General features: G+C 40.5%; 15 protein-coding genes. 11 read left to right on the top strand and 4 right to left on the bottom strand.

Translation table 11 applies throughout. The annotated features are described in order from the left end of the window. The first annotated feature begins 457 nt into the window (after positions 1-457). The 3 genes from V7K49_RS00440 to V7K49_RS00450 are packed head-to-tail and all read left to right on the top strand — an operon-like array spanning position 458 to position 4,727. Positions 458-2,737, top strand: a complete 2,280-nt coding sequence (locus V7K49_RS00440) for a tetratricopeptide repeat protein (protein ID WP_335204075.1) — start codon at positions 458-460, stop codon at positions 2,735-2,737. A gap of 7 nt (positions 2,738-2,744) precedes the next feature. Then, positions 2,745-3,473: a hypothetical protein gene (locus V7K49_RS00445; protein WP_335204076.1), complete on the top strand. Its 729-nt coding sequence runs from the start codon at positions 2,745-2,747 to the stop codon at positions 3,471-3,473. 3 nt (positions 3,474-3,476) lie between these two features. After that, positions 3,477-4,727: a hypothetical protein gene (locus V7K49_RS00450; protein ID WP_335204077.1), complete on the top strand. Its 1,251-nt coding sequence runs from the start codon at positions 3,477-3,479 to the stop codon at positions 4,725-4,727. 274 nt (positions 4,728-5,001) lie between these two features. On the opposite strand, the gene V7K49_RS00455 is transcribed toward V7K49_RS00450, so the two are convergent. Next, positions 5,002-7,128 (bottom strand): ATP-binding response regulator, encoded by a 2,127-nt coding sequence (locus V7K49_RS00455; protein WP_335204078.1) that lies wholly within the window; start codon positions 7,126-7,128, stop codon positions 5,002-5,004. 294 nt (positions 7,129-7,422) lie between these two features. Between V7K49_RS00455 and V7K49_RS00460 the strand changes: the two genes are divergently transcribed. The 3 genes from V7K49_RS00460 (at position 7,423) to V7K49_RS00470 (ending at position 10,224) form a co-directional block, all read left to right on the top strand. Then, positions 7,423-8,163, top strand: coding sequence for a RibD family protein (locus tag V7K49_RS00460; RefSeq protein WP_335204079.1), 741 nt, complete (start codon positions 7,423-7,425; stop codon positions 8,161-8,163). Positions 8,164-8,325: 162 nt separating this feature from the next. Beyond that, complete coding sequence (locus V7K49_RS00465) at positions 8,326-9,507, top strand: GNAT family N-acetyltransferase (RefSeq protein ID WP_335204080.1); 1,182 nt, start codon at positions 8,326-8,328, stop codon at positions 9,505-9,507. A 333-nt stretch (positions 9,508-9,840) separates the two neighbouring features. After that, a complete protein-coding gene (locus tag V7K49_RS00470; RefSeq protein WP_335204081.1) occupies positions 9,841-10,224 on the top strand; it encodes a DUF4346 domain-containing protein in 384 nt (127 codons plus the stop codon). An 80-nt stretch (positions 10,225-10,304) separates the two neighbouring features. On the opposite strand, the gene psb32 is transcribed toward V7K49_RS00470, so the two are convergent. Next, the gene (psb32, locus tag V7K49_RS00475) at positions 10,305-11,036 is read right to left on the bottom strand and encodes a photosystem II repair protein Psb32 (protein WP_334865372.1); all 732 of its coding nucleotides are present in this window, start codon (positions 11,034-11,036) and stop codon (positions 10,305-10,307) included. 386 nt (positions 11,037-11,422) lie between these two features. Between psb32 and surE the strand changes: the two genes are divergently transcribed. The 4 genes from surE (at position 11,423) to V7K49_RS00495 (ending at position 14,992) form a co-directional block, all read left to right on the top strand. After that, positions 11,423-12,103, top strand: a complete 681-nt coding sequence (gene surE / locus V7K49_RS00480) for a 5'/3'-nucleotidase SurE (protein ID WP_335204082.1) — start codon at positions 11,423-11,425, stop codon at positions 12,101-12,103. A 49-nt stretch (positions 12,104-12,152) separates the two neighbouring features. Next, the gene (locus V7K49_RS00485; RefSeq protein ID WP_335204083.1) at positions 12,153-12,827 is read left to right on the top strand and encodes a hypothetical protein; all 675 of its coding nucleotides are present in this window, start codon (positions 12,153-12,155) and stop codon (positions 12,825-12,827) included. Between the two features lie 710 nt (positions 12,828-13,537). After that, positions 13,538-14,185, top strand: coding sequence for a PAP/fibrillin family protein (locus tag V7K49_RS00490; RefSeq protein WP_335204084.1), 648 nt, complete (start codon positions 13,538-13,540; stop codon positions 14,183-14,185). A gap of 81 nt (positions 14,186-14,266) precedes the next feature. Beyond that, a complete protein-coding gene (locus tag V7K49_RS00495; RefSeq protein ID WP_335204085.1) occupies positions 14,267-14,992 on the top strand; it encodes an MGMT family protein in 726 nt (241 codons plus the stop codon). Positions 14,993-15,065: 73 nt separating this feature from the next. Here the strand turns inward: V7K49_RS00495 and V7K49_RS00500 are convergent, their stop codons facing one another. Both V7K49_RS00500 and V7K49_RS00505 read right to left on the bottom strand, forming a co-directional pair. Further along, a complete protein-coding gene (locus V7K49_RS00500; protein WP_334865324.1) occupies positions 15,066-15,833 on the bottom strand; it encodes a hypothetical protein in 768 nt (255 codons plus the stop codon). A gap of 504 nt (positions 15,834-16,337) precedes the next feature. Beyond that, positions 16,338-16,733, bottom strand: coding sequence for a hypothetical protein (locus V7K49_RS00505; RefSeq protein ID WP_335204086.1), 396 nt, complete (start codon positions 16,731-16,733; stop codon positions 16,338-16,340). A 909-nt stretch (positions 16,734-17,642) separates the two neighbouring features. Between V7K49_RS00505 and V7K49_RS00510 the strand changes: the two genes are divergently transcribed. Then, a complete protein-coding gene (locus V7K49_RS00510) occupies positions 17,643-18,098 on the top strand; it encodes an Hsp20/alpha crystallin family protein (protein ID WP_335204087.1) in 456 nt (151 codons plus the stop codon). Positions 18,099-18,399: the final 301 nt, after the last annotated feature.

Here is an 18,399-nt window from a genome sequence, read left to right on the forward strand (position 1 = left end):
ATTGACCACTCTTCATCTGTTAAACTGCTTGAATACATAAGTAATAAAAAATACTTTTAATCTCACAATACACCAGATCCCAAATGGGTTCTATATAGTCCACGAAGCTCTGAGGTTCATCAACGGAGTTCAAAGACTCATTCACGAGTATCAAAGACTTGTCGGCGAGTATCAAAGACTCGTCGGCGAGTATCAAAGACTCGTTCACGAGTATCAAAGACTCGTCGGCGAGTATCAAAAACTCGTTCACGAGTATCAAAGCCTCGTCAGCGAGTATTAAAGACTCGTTCACGAGTATCAAAGACTCGTTCACGAGTATCAAAGACTCGTCAGCGAGTATTAAAGACTCGTTCACGAGTATCAAAGACTCGTCAGCAAGTATAAATCAACGACTCATATGTTTTTTAACGATTTTCGTGTAAGTCCTGATAAAATCGGAGAATGTATGAGCATGATTATGCACAACCGTATATTTACTACTTTATTTTTAACTCTATCTCTGGCTACCGCACCCCAGTTTGTAGTTGCTCAAAACAATATTGAACAGCTATTTAAACAAGGCGACGCTGCCGAAACAGTTGGTAATAACTCCCAAGCGGAGACTATTTGGCGTAAAGTTTTGCAACTTGAACCCAATAATGGCAAAGCTTATAACAATTTGGGGAATGCTCTACGGCGACAGGGGAAACTAGAGGAAGCATTAGCATCTCACCAGAAAGCATTACTACTCAATCCTAATGATGCCGAAGCTTACGTTGGTATAGGGAATGTGCTAAATGCTCAAGGGAAATTAGAGGAGGCATTAGCTTCTTACCAGAAAGCTTTGCAACTCAACCCTAACTTGGCTACTGCTTACAACGGTCTGGGCAATGCCCTGAGAAAGCAGAAGAAATTAGATGCAGCAGTTGCAGCATATCAAAAAGCAATTCAACTAGATCCCAAATATGCTTTTGCTTACTACAATCTCGGCCATGTACTGTATGACCAGAAGAAATTAGATGCAGCAGTTGCCGCCTACCAAAAAGCAATTCAACTCAACCCTAATTATGCTATTGCTTACAACGGTCTGGGCAATGCCCTGAGAAAGCAGAAGAAATTAGATGCAGCAGTTGCCGCATATCAAAAAGCAATTCAACTCAACCCCAACTATGCTGATGCTTACTACAATCTCGGCCATGTACTGTATGACCAGAAGAAATTAGATGCCGCAGTTGCCGCCTTCCAAAAAGCAATTCAACTCAACCCCAACTTGGCTATTGCTTACTACCCCAACTCGGCTATTGCTTACAACAATCTCGGCAATACCCTGAAAAAGCAGAAGAAATTAGATGCAGCAGTTGCCGCCTACCAAAAAGCAATTCAACTCAACCCCAACTATGCTCTTGCTTACAACAATCTCGGCAATGCCCTGAGAGAACAGAAGAAATTAAATGCAGCAGTTGCCGCCTACCAAAAAGCAATTCAACTCAACCCCAACTATGCTCTTGCTTACAACAATCTCGGCAATGTCTTGAGTGAGCAGAAAAAATTAGATGCAGCAGTTGCCGCCTACCAAAAAGCAATTCAACTCAACCCCAACTATGCTGCTGCTTACAACAATCTCGGCATTGCCCTCAGAGAACAGAAGAAATTAAATGCAGCAGTTGCCGTCTACCAAAAAGCAATTCGACTCAACCCCAACGATGCTTATGCTTACAACAATCTCGGCAATGCCCTCAGAGAACAGAAGAAATCAGATGCAGCAGTTGCCGCCTACCAAAAAGCAATTCAACTCAACCCCAACTATACTTATGCTTACCACAATCTTGGCATTGCCCTGAGTGAGCAGAAGAAATTAGATGCAGCAGTTGCCGCCTACCAAAAAGCCCTAACATTGCCAGAAGACAATTCTGGAACCCAAGCCAGTGCTCATACTCTCGCTAATACTGGCTTGGGTTTAACGTTCCGACAGCAAGGAAAACTAAAAGAAGCCATTGAACAGTTTAACAACGCAGAAGCAATTGACCGTAATTATGTCTATGCCAGTAACAACAATATAGAAGCAAGACGGTTATTGACGGAGCAAGAGAATCAATTAGGTAGTGTAGAAGACGATCGTCAATGGTTGCCTAAAGATGATCCTACTGTACCCATTAAGCGTTCTGTGGTACGCATCACTGCGAATTTTCCTGTAAGTATTGAACGCCAGGGAACTGAGAGTGGAACTGGTGTAGTAATTAAGCGAGAAAAGAACCGAACATTAATCCTCACTAATCGTCATGTCATTTTTGATGGCTATGAACAGGGTAAAGATATTCAAGTTGAATTTTTCAGTTCACCACCGTCAAACCGAGTGCGAATGCGGCGAGATGCCAAGCTGTTCAAAATGACTTCCACAGACGAACAACTCGATTTAGCTATTTTGGAAGTTATTGGTAAACTGCCAGAAGATATCCAACCCTTACCCATCTCCTCAACTGCCATCACCCCAAAAATGCCCATTCGGATTATCGGTCATTCTGCTCAAAGAGGTGAAGATAAATCTTGGTCTATGGAATCAGGAAACATCAGCTATAACAACCAGCGATTAGAAATATCTCAAGCTGCACTCAAACCCGGTTATTCTGGCAGTCCTGTAATTGACTCACAAAATAAACTTTTAGGCATCGTCTTCGCCGGCGAAAAAGGTAAAGAACGAGATTTCGCTTATCCCATATCTGAGATTCAAAAACAACTGCTTACCTGGAGCATTCGTTAAACAAACTATGAATTATAAAATTATTCTTGCCAGCCTATTAATCCTCAGCCTCAGCCATCTTCCCGCTGCTGCTTCTTGCCCAGAAGGCAATCCCCAATCTACCGATTATATCCACCGCAAACCACCCAACCGCTGTGAAGGTATTAAAGAAGAACCCTTAAGCGGCAATAGCTTGAGCCTAATTTCCATTGCTACCCGCAACCTTGCCAGTTTTGGCAAAACTCTGACGCTACAAATTCCGCAAATAAATGGTGGAAAAAACCCTCAAGTAAGAGTGCAATCATTAGATGATAAATATCACTATCAATTGGATGACTTGTTATTGTCTAAGAATGGTTCAGATTTCAGCTTTAGCTGGGATACTTACGTTCTCAGGCAAGCAAAAATACCAGCAAATAAACTCCGCGCATTGGCATCCTATAGCCTTGATTCCCAACCCGTGTATGTTCCAGTTATTCTGGGGCAAACTTCTGGTAAGTATGAATTTGTCTTTTATTCCCAAGACAGAGTAAGATTTAACACCTTTGAAATTCTCCCTCAAGGTAAAAAAGCAATCTATAGCACTTCCCGCCCTAACCCGAAAAAAGATGAAACTATTTTTACCTGGGATGGACGCAATGCCTCAGCAGGACGCTATGAACTGCACTACGTTGTTTTTATTGACCGAAGAGATGAACCTAGCGATCGCATTGAAAGGCGAATTGTATTTGAACATAACCCAAATTGGTTGAAATAAATTATGGCATCTCGGCAAAAAGCCAAACAAAATTTTCCCAACTTCATCAATATTCACCAATTGTTGAATTTTCTGAAAACAAATTTAACTGCTTTATTTGTAGTCAGTGCTTCAGGGCTAAAGCGCTTACTACGAAGAATTTCAAACCATCAAAATTCATTTTTGGTACTGCTGTTACTTTTATTTTTTACTTTCCTCACCTTTGCCGCTATTGTACCAGGCACTCATATATTTGAAGGTAATATCATTGCTCAAGAAATGAGTTTTGTCTACATCGGAGAAGAATCAAAACTCTTTCTCCAAAATATTCGCGGCATCAATAAACTAGAAAATCAAGGCAGACAAACCCTAACTTTTACAGGAAATTTTCAAAGTGAAACTTGGCCAGAAATTAACAAGTTAGACTCTTTGAAAATTCAACTTAAAGACAGCGAGAGTAGATGGATTATTGCGTCAGCTAATCCTCAAGACACGAGTGAAATCAGCATCGATGAACTACGGCTACAACCAAATACAAAAATAACTGGACTCAGTTATGACTTTTATCGTAATCAACTGGCTTTTTCTCTGCAACCTAACTCTAATTTAAACCAAAAAATTAACCCAAATACGTTAGACCTAGATTTAGGTGAACAACCAATCAAAGTTATAGTAGAAGGTTACGAATTACTAAATTTAAAATTACCAAATCAGCCAGACACCCAAGCACCATTAGAGTTTCTTGTCAATCTAAATAATAAAAAAATTAACTTAGAAATAACCCAAAAAACCAGTATTGATATTACTATAGCCGAAACTCCCGAATATAAATCAAAACAATGGTTTAGAGGAAAGATAAAAACCAAAAATCTGCAATTTATAGATGTAGATAGAACTGGTAAAGATGTCAGAGACGATTTAAAAACTTCTACTATTGTGGAAGGCAAAATCCGCATGGCAGAACAGGAACGAGATATTAAACAAAATCAGTTTCTTATGGGAGAATCCGCTAATACTCCTCTAAACATTCAAGAAATACGTAATCTGCAAATTGTCCCGAAAAAGGGTATAGAAGCCCGCTTTTCTGGGAAAACTAAAGAGATTCAAATCGGTCTAGATCCAGATTTTCCAGTTTCGAGAATACAGGGTAGCTGGTTAGATGGTGTTTTACCTCGTGATGCAATTATTGCGCTGTTCTCTTTTGGGGCTGCTACGGTTGCTAATCTTTTATCTTGGTTATTTAGTAACGCTTCTAAGTCATCGTCAAAATCATAGCCAAACTATGATCGGGATGAATCTCAATAGACCTCTTGCATAAATCAAAAATAAGAACCCCACCCCGCCAAAGACTATGCTTTGTCTCCCCTCCCTAAGAGCGGGGAGGGGTTGTACGGTGTTAGGGACTTTTGCAAGAGGTCTAATTACTATATCCACCACTGTTGCATCTTTTACCAACAGCTTGAGAAATAATTCGGGGTGAAGCGATAGTCCTACAGAGTATCGGTTGTGGAAGTCAATTTTTAAATTTTGAATCAGAGTGTAGCGAAGATTACCTCTCAGAAGTCCCATTCACACAAACTCCTCGTTTTGGAAGACTTACCAAGATAGTTTGCTGCGGCGAAAGACTAATCTCATAAGTCTCGTTCCCAAGTAACACCTGGAACTTCAGGGACTTCTCTTTGTCTACAACTGCTTTCACAGACTTGTTGATCCCCAAAGAGGAATTTCCCCCAGACTCCTGTAGGCTAGGGTAGTAGCTTGCTTTTGCCTCCTCATTCCTAGAGGAAAATCCCAGATCCCCGACATTTCCTTCTTTCTTTGGAACAGGTAATAGCGAGATATCAATCAAAGGTAAGGTAATTTTCAGTGTCGTACCTTGATGAAGTCCCACACTCTCAAGAGTAATGCTGCCTCCCATGAGTTCGATTAAGTTTCGTGAAATTGCTAGTCCTAGCCCAGTACCTTCAAACTGACGTGTGGTTGTGCCATTCACCATTACAAAGGGGCGAAATAGTTTGTGCTGTTGAGTTGGATCAATACCTATACCTGTATCTTTGACTATCACCACCACCTGAGATTTACCAGTACTATATTGAATTTCTGTAGCAATGGTGATGCTTCCTGTGTCAGTGAACTTAGTGGCGTTGCCGATAACATTAATCAGCACCTGCTTCAGTTTTGCTGCGTCTGCCTTAATTGGTATCGGTTTAGGATCTAACTCACATTTCAACTGCAAGCCTTTTTGTTGAACATTAACTGATTGTAAATTAATCACCTCTAACAATATTTGTCGGAGGTCAATAGGTGTGCAGACGACTGAAAGCTTACCTGCTTCGATTTTAGAAATGTCGAGTAAATCATTAATAATACCTAGCAAGTGAATCGTTGTTTCATCGGCACGTTTGAGGAAGTCCATTTCTTCTTCCCGGCTATCACATAAGCCATCTTCAACCAGGCGAATGCAATTAATAATAATATTTAATGGATTTCTCAATTCATGGGAAGTCGTAGCCAAAAACTGGCTTTTAATTTGGTTAGCAGTTTTTGCTTCTTTCCAAGCTATTTCCAGTTCTTCTGCGCCAGCTTTGAGCCGTTCTACCATTTGGTCTAATGCTTGGGCCAGTTGATTGAATTCCCGGATTTGAAAATTGTGCGGAACTGGTTGTGCGGCGTGGTGAGAGTGAATATTGAGAGCGTAGTCTCGCAATTCTTCTACAGGACGTGCCAAGTAAGGAGCTAGATATAGGGATGCTAACAAACTTGCACCAATCAAACCAACTGTCAAAACGATGACGATTAGTTTGATTTCCTCTAAACCGAAAAGCGCATTATCGACGCTAGTAACAGCTAAGACTATCCATTTTTGCTGCTGTTGGGTGAGGGGATTTGCAATAGCCGTATAGCCAGCTACTAATTCTTTCCCCTCTGTGAAAGACAAATTTATCGAATCATTTCGTCCCGCAATTGCATTTTTAATTATGCTCTTGAGTTGGGAAGCATTTGGGTGCTGATTGATATTAGTTCCTACCCAGTCTGTGAGTGGGTGCGCCAAAATTGTCCCATCTTCAGCAATCACTACCATAGCGCCTGTGAGCGATCCCGGCGGATTTCTGGTTTGTTGGTACAATGCAGATTGAATACTCAAGCTGTAAACTAAATTTCTTCGGCTATCGGAAACTGGTGAAGATAACACTAATCGCAGTTGATTTTGTGTGTTTCTTTTTCCAGTTATTCCTGTGTTTGGCGGGAAGATTGCTTTGACATCAATTCCGTCACTAGGCAAAGGTAATCTCAATTCTCCAATTGCTTGATCCCCACAGCTACTAGCAATTATTTTCTGGTTTAGGAGATTCGTTAATTGGATGCACTCAATACTGGCTGGAAGTTGTTGCCTTAACTGCGTGAGAATTTCTTGCTCTTGTATAGGCGAACCCGACGGAATCACCGTTGTTTTACTTACACTCAGCAAATTCGCTTTTAAGATAGCGATCGCATCTCCAATTCTCTCCCCTTTACTGATGGCGCTTTCTGTTAAATTTTGACGTGCAGTTCCCAATATGCTAGAACGTGCCTTATTCAAGGCAACAATCTCGCCTATAAGTAAAACTGGAACGAACAGCAGCAATATTCTCGTTACTAAAATTCGACGAAAGGAAGATTGGCGGGAATTAGTCATCGAGTGTCTCACTTTGCATCTGCAAAACACAACAGCAAAGATATGTAATTAGACTAGCTAGATGAGACATTTTATAAAATTATCAGAATTTTATTTTCAATGTTTAAAAATAACAAATTGCTATAATCCAAAAAGAAACGTGGGATACCAAAACTCATATATGCTAGATGTAAAAGCGCTTTGTCTTGCATATAAGTATAGTGTTTAAATTGTAAAACAGTAGCTTGCAAGCATGGATTTTTTTGAGAATCTACACACGAGCAAAGAAAATATTCAAACTATCAAATCAATCTAATGTTGCAAGATCGTCCTCATACTACAGTTGTTTTAGCAATGAGTGCAGATGGCAAGATAGCGGATTTTAGGCGATCGCCTGCTCGGTTTGGCTCAAGGGTTGATAAAGCACACTTAGAAAAACAAATCGCTGCCTCTGATGCGGTTTTATTCGGTGCTGGTACTCTGGACGCCTACGGAACAACACTTCCTGTATCAAATCCAACTCTAGTGGAACTTCGGGCACAAGCAGGAAAGCCTCCGCAGCCAGTTTATATAGTGACTACACACTCTGCAAACCTCAATCCGGAAATTAAGTTTTTTAAGCAACCAGTTAGACGCTGGTTACTCACGACAACATCAGGAGCACTTTCATGGAAGGGACGCTTACAGACACTTTCCTCAACTCTGGGAACCGGAGTACAGAAGTGCCTTCCAGAATTTGAGCAGATTCTGGTTTTTGAAACACCAGCGCGAGAAATTAACATTCCCGCAGCTTTGAAGCATCTAGCCACTCTACATATAACACGCTTAGTGGTTTTAGGTGGAGGTGAATTAGTCGCTTCTTTGCTGGGATTAGATTTAATCGATGAATTATGGCTGACTATCTGTCCGCTGATTTTAGGTGGTAATACCGCACCCACACCCGTTGAAGGAAAAGGATTTTTATCGGATTTAGCTCCCAAGTTGCAACTTCTAGAAGTTCATACAGTTGAGCAAGAAGTGTTTTTGCACTATCGCCTGCAACGACCAGCAGATTAGATTACGCTAAGTAAAGTTATTGGTCATTGGGCAAACAGGGCATTGGGCATTGGGCGTTAATTATTCCTCCCCTGCTCCTTGCTCCCCCTGCTCCCCCTGCCCCCCTGTGCCCCCTGCCTCTTACTGATCCCTAATCCCTACTCCTCTAAAAAAAGCCAGACAATGGTGAAACAACTTAAGCCTCGCTATTCTGTTGTTTGGACGAACAAAATTGCTGAAGTACCCCAAGATGCCTGGAATGCTTTGGCAATGCCACTCAAAACGCCGTTTTTAGAATGGGAGTGGCTAAACAATATCGAAACCTCCCATAGTGCTACGGCTAAAACTGGTTGGTTGCCAAATCACTTGACATTGTGGCGAGATAGAACGCTGATTGCCGCTGCGCCACTTTATCTCAAAGGACACAGTTCTGGTGAATTTATTTTCGATCACCAATGGGCAGAGTTAGCCGATCGCGTCGGAGTCCAGTATTACCCAAAATTGCTGGGAATGACACCATTTACTCCTGCTGAAGGCTATCGGTTCTTAATTGCCCCAGGAGAAGATGAGGATGAAATCACAGCGATGATGGTGCATGAAATTGACACTTTTTGCTCCAAAAATCGAATTTCTGGGTGTCATTTTCTCTACGTTGATCCCCAATGGCGTCCGATGCTGGAACGGCATGGCTTTACAACATGGCTGCACCACAGCTACGTTTGGGAAAATGCTGGTTTTAAAACTTTTGATGACTACTTGAAAGTGTTTAATGCCAATCAGCGTCGTAATATCAAGCGGGAACGCAAAGCTGTGGAGAAAGCAGGTTTACGATTGCAAGCGTTGACTGGTGATGAAATTCCTCAGTCTTTATTTCCTTTGATGTACCAGTTCTATGCTGACACCTGTGATAAATTTGGCTGGTGGGGTAGCAAGTATCTCACACAGCGGTTTTTTGAGCAGCTAAACACCGATTATCGCCATCGAGTCTTGTTTATTGCTGCATATAGCGAGCAAGATAACTCTCATCCTTTAGGAATGTCCTTTTGTTTGTTTAAAGGTGACAAACTCTATGGACGCTATTGGGGGAGTTTTCAAGAAATAGATTGCTTACATTTCGATGCTTGCTATTATACGCCGATTGAGTGGGCGATCGCTAACGGCATCGAAATTTTTGACCCTGGTGCGGGTGGACGCCACAAAAAACGGCGCGGTTTCCCTGCTATGCCCAATCACAGCCTGCACCGCTTTTACAATAATCGTTTAGGACAAATTTTACGTCCCTATATTAAGGAAGTGAATCAACTCGAACAGCAGGAGATTGAGGCGATTAATGCAGAGTTGCCATTTAGTGAGAAAAATGGTTGAGGAAAAGGAACTATTTTCATAGCAGAGTTTGCCGGATAATTAAGCTTTACTCGGCAAACAGATGCTTGCTTACCTTTTTTCACAATTGTGACATTCATTCAGAGGTGAGTATATAGTTTTTTTTCTAACTATGGCTTCAATAAATTTCTGTACAAGTATTGTTGCGGGCTATTTTAAAATAAAAGTATAATTTATAGCAAAAAATCTAATTTACTTTTAAGTAAAAAGAATCACAAATATATTAAAGATATAAAGAATGCTAAGTAAGATAGGAATTACACTTGATATAGGTGTAAAAATCTTGAAGAAAGAAATTTGCTTTTTAGAGTGCTTATGGATTTGATAGTTGAAGATTTAGCTGCAATTGATGATAAAATTTCCCAACGTCATCTTGACCTTGATCCCGGTGGATATTTCATTATTTACTTGGATCGAGACGCAAGGTTAATTTATGCCAAGCATTTCACAAATGTAATTGATGAGCGTGGTTTAGCTGTCGATCCAGAAACGGGAAAGGTAATTCCTGCACGAGAAAAGGTAGAACGAACTCACACCACGGTTTTTAGCGCGAGGACGGCGAAAGAACTTTGCGTGAAGATTTTTGAAGAAACTCAGCCCCCTCCTGTAACTCAATTAAATCATGCAGCTTATTTGGGTCGAGAATTTGTTCGGGCTGAGGTGGCTTTAGTCACAGAGCAAGAGTATGTTCAAGATTAAAGTTAGGAATGAGGAGTTAAAAGTTAAAAGTGAGGAGTTAAGAGTTAGAAATTCCTAACTCCTAACTCTCCCATTACTCATCAAGATGATGGCTGATTTATCTGATAGATGTAGTAAGTCGCCATTGGGATAACGGTGGCGGCAATTAACAATCCTACTACCCAAGCAGTAGCGTTACCTTGGTCAGTTTCTTCTGCTTTCTTGAAGGTGCCTTCTACCTGTACATTGTCAATTATTTTGGGTGGCCCTGGATCGGCTTTCCCAGAGAGGACGGCAACAAGGCGATCGCTTGCATCTAGAAATGCCTGATTGTATTTGTTACCATTGCGTAACGGCACACTTACTGTTTCAGTAGCTACACTCTCGGCAATAGAGTCTGTCAGTAAAGGCTTAACTTGATCCCCAGTAATAATCGCAGTACCATTGGTAACCGTATCAATAACCAATAAGGTTTGATTAGCTTGGACTGATTTTGTGGGAAACCATTTTTTAAACAACTCTTTGGTGAAGCTTTCCGGTGTTTCACCGTAGTCGAGGCGGCGAACAGTAACTATTCTGACTTCCTTATCTGTTTGGTTTGCCAAATCCTTGAAAGCGCTGCTAATCTTACCTTCATTCAGACGGCTAATGACTTCACCTTGATCCAAAACCCAGGTGTCATTCCCTGCTGTAAGGTTGGATATTTGATCCACACCTGTAGCTAAAGCAGGTGTGGCAAACAGCGAAGCTGCTATGATAACCGTCACCAAAGGTAGAATTAGCCAGATGAGGTGTTTTTGACTGCTAAATACTTGTTTAAGAAGCTGTTTCATCATATGAACCCTAAGACAGACTTGCACCAAAAATACTACAGAACCACTGTAAAAATCACCTCATTCCCGGTTTTCTCCAGTATGAAGTTTCTGCTACTGCCAGCAGATATATATTTTAGGGGATTTTTTGATTGCACAAATTTGTTCTGATCGCGGCTGCAAGCATTAACCTGACAAGAAATACTGCCCATTTTGGGAATTAACCCAAATATTTAGGGCGGAATTTGCAAACCATCTAGAGATGATATCGTATAACCAATATTTTTGGCAGCATCAAGGATATTTTTTTATATCTGCAAGTAGCTTTTTTTGCTGTAGCGATCAATGGGCGATATCTGCATTTTTCTAATATTTTAGCTAAATCTATATCAATATAATATATATACATGACCATAATTTTAACTAACGACGACGGCATTGACGCTCCCGGTATAAAAGCGCTGATCAAAGCTGTAAATGGCAAAAATGTTATTATCGCTGCTCCTGCTGATCATCAGTCTGGCTGTGGACATCAAGTTACCACCACTCGTGCCATTAACCTCCAGCGACGTTCTGAGACTGAATATGCGATCGCAGGCACTCCCGCAGATTGTGTGAGAATCGCAATAACACAAATTAACGCAGATGTCAAATTTGTGCTTTCAGGTATCAATGCTGGGGGCAACTTGGGAGTCGATGCCTATATTTCTGGCACAGTGGCTGCTGTGCGGGAAGCCGCAATGCACGGTATTCCTGGAGTTGCCATTTCCCACTATCGCAAAGCCAAGCAGGATTTTGATTGGGATATGGCTGCCAAATTAACAGCTGAAGTTTTAGCGGACTTACTCAAGCGCCCCCTAGAACCGGGAAGCTTCTGGAATGTGAATTTGCCGCATTTGCAACTAGGAGAACCACATCCTGATGTGGTGTTTTGCCAAGCCTGTACCAAACCTTTGCCTGTCAACTATCGAATTGAAGGCGATGATTTTTATTATGTAGGAGAATATGGCAAACGCGATCGCACTCCTGGTAGCGATGTGGATGTATGTTTTTCTGGCAATATCGCAGTAACTCAGTTAAAGGTTTGACATTTAGTTAACAGTAAGATTGAATCCCTTTGATTTGGTGCAGTCACTCATGGGGAGCGACTCTTGTTGCAACTGGCGTGGAAGCCCTCAGACACTTTCTACCAGGCCAAGGCGTAGCAAGTTCCCTGTAGGAGTACGAAGACTCGGTTTAGCTGCCCTATGGGCCGCTTGGGCCGGCAAGGATTTTACTAAGGGGGCTGACTATGCTGAGGTAACTCAGGCGCTCAATCAACTTCTAACTGTAAAGGATACACCTGAGCAAGCTGGCTATACACCTGAGCAGTTCCAGCAGCGACTCGCACAATTGCAGTTTCAGAAAAATGTCATAGAAACAGCTAGAAAGCGGGCACAGTGCCGCAATGAAACTGGAAAGACATTGGCTGTCTATGCCAATAAACCAAAAAAATCTCCAACCCAACTCTACTTTCTAGGCGCAGGAACAATCACGGATGATGATTGGGATTGCGATGGTATTTACTTACCCGCAGGTTCTCAAGTGGTTCTAAGCCCGAACGCTCAACCACAACAACTGACTGAACCAATCGCCGTCAAGTTTGTTGATGGTACACAGTCTATTGCTAGAACCAATCTAGCCACTGGTGTAATTGAATTCAATGTTGAACCTGCCAAAGTATTCAAGGCAGGTGAGAGCAGCTGGTTGCTCCCAACTTTGTCCCAAGCAGATATCGATACGCAAATTCCCACCCCACAACTCATTGACTAATCTCATCTAGATAAGGGACTTTCAGTTAAAAAAACATCCCATCATAGGGGCACAAGGCCAAGCATACGTGTCACCTTAAGGCAAAAGCCAGTCTAGAACAAGCTTTTAGAAGTGCCTCGAAAAGAAGTCTCCGACTGGGAATGCCTAATGAGAGGCTCTGCCTCAAGACTAGCGGCAGAGCCGCAATTGAAGAGCATTTCCAGCCTCTGGCTGGAAACGAGGTTTTAAAAGAGTTTTAGCTTAAGTTGACACCAATGAAGGCCAAGATCCCCTACAAATGTACATAATTTTGGATAATTTATTTTTTGTCAGTCCCTAATCCAAAGTCCCCCTTTTTAAGGGGAGCCACTGCGTTGGGGAGCCAGCACGGTCTTCTCCCAAAGGGAGAGGCTAGCGCCTGCCGTAGGATGCCCGAAGGGCTGTAGGGGGTTTTCCCCATGAGCGATTGGCGTCCGGTGCCGACTTGTACCCCTACGCGGAAGCAAGCTACGCGCAGCGTCTCCCCTTGGGAGAAGCACGTGGCGTGGATGTAGGAGAGTCTAAAAGTATTTGATACATCACTAGTACCGCAAGGCGGAAGTCAAAAGTCAAAAGTCAAAAGTCAAAAGTATTATGGAATGGGCTTTTTAGGGATTTTAAATGGTTGCTCTATTTACGCCGTGGCGTACTAGTAACTTTTAAAACATTCTCTAAAGGAGAATCTTTAACCATTGAACAATCAACTCTTAATTAAGGAAAAATTACAAGCCAAGCTTGAGAAGATTCAAACCAAGAGCGATGGTTCTCCCGTTACCAATTTGAAGCTAGATAAAACTTTAGCCGAAGAAATTGAACAATTGACGACGGAACTGGAGAGCGTCAATCCCAATCTCAATCCTCTTCTCAACGCTACTTATTTGCTGAATGGAGCTTGGCAACTGCAATACTCCACTGCGAGAGAAATCCATTCTTTAGTTTCTCTCCCATTGGGATTAAAGCTGGGTAAAGTTTATCAAGTGATTGATGTTGCAAATAAATTGTTTTTCAATCTAGCTAAAGTTAAACATTCTCTGGGGCTGGTATCAGGATATGTCAAAGTGACAGCTAGCTTTGAGCCAGCCAAAGAAGATTTAGAGCCTTTAGCGAACAAACGCCTCAACGTCTATTTTGACAAACGCTACCTATCGATTGATAAAATTATCGGCATTAATACCCCTCAACTCAACCATTTTAAGGTTGTCCCAGCAAATAATCCTACTAGCAGAACTGCCACACTGGACATTACTTACTTAGATGAAACCTTAAGAGTTGGGCGTGGAGGAGATGGAAGTTTATTCATTCTTAGTAAATCCAATGATTTACCTGACTTCACCTCCTAAATTGAAAATTGATCGTACCGCCGAATGAATATGGCTCTCTCAATAATGCATCTTTTCACCAAGGTAAAACTAGGTTCTGCGATGGTAGAGGTTAAAACATTAAATTTAAAGGTAGGTTATGGTATAGAAGAAGATGTTAATGCCGATCCTCTAAGTCCCAGGCAAGTTTTAATTATTAGGTATGAAGATATTTTCGACTTATCAATTAAACCAGGAGAATTACGAGAAAATATTGTGGTTACAGGGATAGAATTTAATAATTTTATCCCTGGTTCTCTGCTAACCTTTGAAAGTGGTGCGGCAATTCGTCTAACTTTTCACTGCGAACCGTGTAAACGAATAGCCCACTTAGTAGAATCATTAAAAAGCATCCAAGGTAAAAGAGGAATTTTAGGCGTAGTTATTAAATCAGGTAAAATCCAGGTTGGTAGTAATTTTCAGGTTCAAGCTAATAAATTTCCAGCATTATCTGAAAATCCCTATGAACGGTTCCTAAATTTTATCATCAAAATTCCAAGTGGGAAAGTAGTTACATACAAACAGATAATCAAAGGCATGGGAGTAGATAATAGCTATCTAAGAGCTATTCCTACATACCTGAAAAAAACCTCGGCGGCTGATTATCCGGTACATAGAATATTAGACTCTAAAGCTTATTTGATAACTTATGTTAACCAACAAAAAAATAAGTTGGAAACTGAAGGAATTAAGGTTTTATCTGAGGGAGATTTATTGAGCAAATTAAACAAAAACTTTGTAGATGTTAAAGATTATTTATGGGAAGATGAGACTATATATCTAAAATAGACATTAATAATGTAATTTTCATGGATATTTGCAATATTATCCTGTATTGTACAGGGTAAAATCATTCGTTTTATCAAGATAATCCTTGATTTTTGATTTGTTTAGATGTAACTTCCATAAAGTCGATAAAAACTTTTATGAGCTTATGGATTCCCTCGCTACCTCCTGCAATTAAGCCTCCTGTAAGCAATGCATCTAAACAACGGAAAATAACTACTTGTATTGGATTATCTAAATCAATAACTACAAGTGGTTCGATTGAGCGAATACCTATTGCGCTCATTAAAAGACCGAATAAAAGGGATGTCCATAGAGCAATTATTCGTGTATCAGATTTATAAGCTGTTCTTTGACGCTCTTTTTCATTTAAATCATCAATTTGTGGCTGGAAAATTTTTAATGAGTCTTGTTGATTTTGTGTAAAATTTTGGATGATTTGTTCTTCTAAACTCATTCCTTCTGGCGGGAGTCCACTGACTTGATTTGATTCCAAAGAAGGAAACTGTTTCTGTTGGACTTCCATAAGTCTTATCTTCTCAGACATGAGAGCCTTTTCTTGCTGAATACTAATATCTAATTGTTCAACGAATGGGCCTCGCCAAGTAGTTATAAAAACTTCTAAAGAACGCTCTAACAACAAAGAAATAAATAACTGTAATGTAAGTAATTGAATAATATCATTAAGCCCAAATGGTTTTAGAATAAATGGTTTAGATGATAACCAAGTTGATAAAGTTACTACTAGAAAACTAATAATAATTAACAAAATAAATAGAGGAGATTCTGGAGAAAGCTTTTGCAACGTATCTATACTCCTGTTTTGCGCCACAATATTTAACACAGCCTAGAGGTGAGAACTACACCTGCTGAGTTACTTAACAACGTTAATTTGATAGAACAGTAAATAATTTATTACACGACCCTTTTTTCCAGGAGGTGATAGGCTACGCCACTGCCGAAGCGATGTCTTCTCTGCCAGACGCTACGCGTAGCTTTAGGGGTACGACGGGCTATTCGGTGTCGCACCTTGGTGGAACAGGATAATCTGATGGTTCGTGACACCAGAGCCACACTAGTCCAAAAGTATTGCTATACAAGCATTTAATAAGTAAATACCAGGTTTAAATTGAAAAAAATAAGGCGATCGCACTTTCCTCTCAGAGAGCAGCAACTGTAGTACCAACTAAAAACCCCTCCAAGATTGGAGGGGTTAAAGTAATTTTTGGTAATGGGATAGTGAGGGAGACAGCAGCTTTTCCTTTCTGGTGACGCATTTTCTTGTCAAAGCAACGATATGATAGTATAGCATTTCATAAATCCGTTACGAACCTCTGCAATACTGTACTTAGTAAGATAAATCATTAGTGTTACCGAATGATGTCAGTTGCGAATCGACAGCGTTTAGGTAACCTCTATCATTCAAAGCTAGTGCTGGTAACTTTTTAGCATTAACAGCAGCCTTAACCACATCTAATGCAGTGAGGTTTCCTATTTGGTATTGAGATACCAAAGCACTACCACTAGGAATACCCTGTGCTTTCAGGTTACCTTGATAAGCTAGAAATGCAGCATCAAAGGGTTTCAGGTAGCTGACGTTCGGAGAATGAGTGGATAAATTGTTAGAGTTGATAGCGAGAAGTTTGCCACTATTATTAGTAGCTGTTTGAGCGCCACTGATTGCAGGTAATAAAGCAATAGAACCAACAATAAGTACAGAATCTATCAAGATAGAGAATTTCATCGGGTTATCCTTAGTTAAAGTAAAGTGCAATTAGTGTTCTTGAGTAATAGATTATTATTTTTTATCAGTCTTAACTTCCTGCACTCAGGTCACCTGAACGGTTGATTTATTCCTCACCCATTCGGGTGATCTAATTGAGCGCAAGAACTGAAAAATTGAACCCATTCTACAGATCATTCAAAGTTGCTAAGACTCATAATGTGATAAGCAAGAACAGCAGCATCAAAGGGTTTCAGTTAATTAATATTTGGGGAATGGCTGCGTAAAATATTAGATTTGATAGCTGTGTTGATTGATGTGCCACTCTTGCTATGAGTGGCTATTTGAGTCCTAGCGATTCTAAATAGGACATTAGAATCAACAATATGTGCAAAATTGAGCAAGGGAAAGAGTTTTATTATTGATGCTGTGTTGGTTAATAAATCGCGAGTAAGTTTAGGACAAACTTGAACAGATACAGCGCTTTTCAAGTAAATAAAGTACACCCCTCCCCAAAGCGTCGGGGAGGGTGCGCGATAGCGCAGATGGGGGATTTTTGTAACTCACAAACTTGAAATATGCTGTATGTATTTAACTGAGGTAATCTAGGTAATCTAGAAAATTATGCAGCGCTATTAGTCAGTCGTAGGCGTAGCCCAACCCAGGCATCGTATTCCTGCACTAGCTCCTTCAACAGCAAATTTCTTAATTAACTATGCTTGAATGTAATTTTTTATTCGGGTTTACCGAATATATAAATTAGGGTAAACCGTAATTTTATTTCATGTCTAATTTGAGACGGTAATCATCAATCACTTGGTGCTAATAACCGAATATACAGCAGGCTTAACTCTACATAATATGAATATGTAAGCACTAACTGAAGTGCAAAGCTGATTAAATAAAAGCTATTTGATGCGAGGAAGAGTTATGACATTAGTTCGTTGGAATTCTTGGAGAGAAATTGACACTCTACAACGTCAGCTCAATAATTTATTTGAAGACACCAGAGTACCATCTGCATTGTTAGATAGAGGCTTGAGCAAAGTTCCTGCTGCTGAGATACAAGAAACTGAAGATGCTATTCATCTGAAACTAGAACTTCCAGGAATAGAAGCTAAAGACTTGGATGTACAAGTCACAGAAAACGCTGTTTACGTTAGCGGTGAGCGGAAGTCTGAAACTAAAACTGAGGAAAAAAGTATTACTAAAAGTGAGTTTCACTACGGGAAATTCAAACGCGTAATTCCTCTATCTGCTCGGATTCAAAATACTAACGTTACGGCAGATTATAAAGATGGCATCTTGAATCTTACATTGCCTAAAACTGAGCAAGAAAAGAACAAAGTTGTCAAGGTTAATTTGGAACAACCTGCTGCCTTATAGCTTGTGATCTAGATTACTCTACCTCCTTTGATAGATTGAGATAGCTAAAAGCCCGGTTACTGTCGTGACCGGGCTTTTTTGTAACAATTATCTGGAATTAGCGCGTAAGTCCTGTGTGCATGAATTATCTAAAATAACTGGAGGGCGTAGGCGTAGCCCGTCGTAGACATCGGCTTTTTTTAAGGTTTGTAAAGGAATTTTACTAACTATACAGCACTTCCGGCTGTTATGAGGTACAGTAACAGCAATTAGCAAACCAGTTTCTTAAATGTTGAGGATTTATTAAGTCGAGTGCAACTGA

Source organism: Nostoc sp. (assembly GCF_036919675.1).
Lineage (GTDB): Bacteria > Cyanobacteriota > Cyanobacteriia > Cyanobacteriales > Nostocaceae > Nostoc.

Coding starts and splice junctions, on each gene's coding strand:
- V7K49_RS00440 (WP_335204075.1), top strand. CDS start 458: ATGCACAACCGTATATTTACTACTTTATTTTTAACTCTATCTCTGGCT.
- V7K49_RS00445 (WP_335204076.1), top strand. CDS start 2,745: ATGAATTATAAAATTATTCTTGCCAGCCTATTAATCCTCAGCCTCAGC.
- V7K49_RS00450 (WP_335204077.1), top strand. CDS start 3,477: ATGGCATCTCGGCAAAAAGCCAAACAAAATTTTCCCAACTTCATCAAT.
- V7K49_RS00455 (WP_335204078.1), bottom strand. CDS start 7,128: ATGACTAATTCCCGCCAATCTTCCTTTCGTCGAATTTTAGTAACGAGA.
- V7K49_RS00460 (WP_335204079.1), top strand. CDS start 7,423: ATGTTGCAAGATCGTCCTCATACTACAGTTGTTTTAGCAATGAGTGCA.
- V7K49_RS00465 (WP_335204080.1), top strand. CDS start 8,326: ATGGTGAAACAACTTAAGCCTCGCTATTCTGTTGTTTGGACGAACAAA.
- V7K49_RS00470 (WP_335204081.1), top strand. CDS start 9,841: ATGGATTTGATAGTTGAAGATTTAGCTGCAATTGATGATAAAATTTCC.
- psb32 (WP_334865372.1), bottom strand. CDS start 11,036: ATGAAACAGCTTCTTAAACAAGTATTTAGCAGTCAAAAACACCTCATC.
- surE (WP_335204082.1), top strand. CDS start 11,423: ATGACCATAATTTTAACTAACGACGACGGCATTGACGCTCCCGGTATA.
- V7K49_RS00485 (WP_335204083.1), top strand. CDS start 12,153: ATGGGGAGCGACTCTTGTTGCAACTGGCGTGGAAGCCCTCAGACACTT.
- V7K49_RS00495 (WP_335204085.1), top strand. CDS start 14,267: ATGGTAGAGGTTAAAACATTAAATTTAAAGGTAGGTTATGGTATAGAA.
- V7K49_RS00505 (WP_335204086.1), bottom strand. CDS start 16,733: ATGAAATTCTCTATCTTGATAGATTCTGTACTTATTGTTGGTTCTATT.
- V7K49_RS00510 (WP_335204087.1), top strand. CDS start 17,643: ATGACATTAGTTCGTTGGAATTCTTGGAGAGAAATTGACACTCTACAA.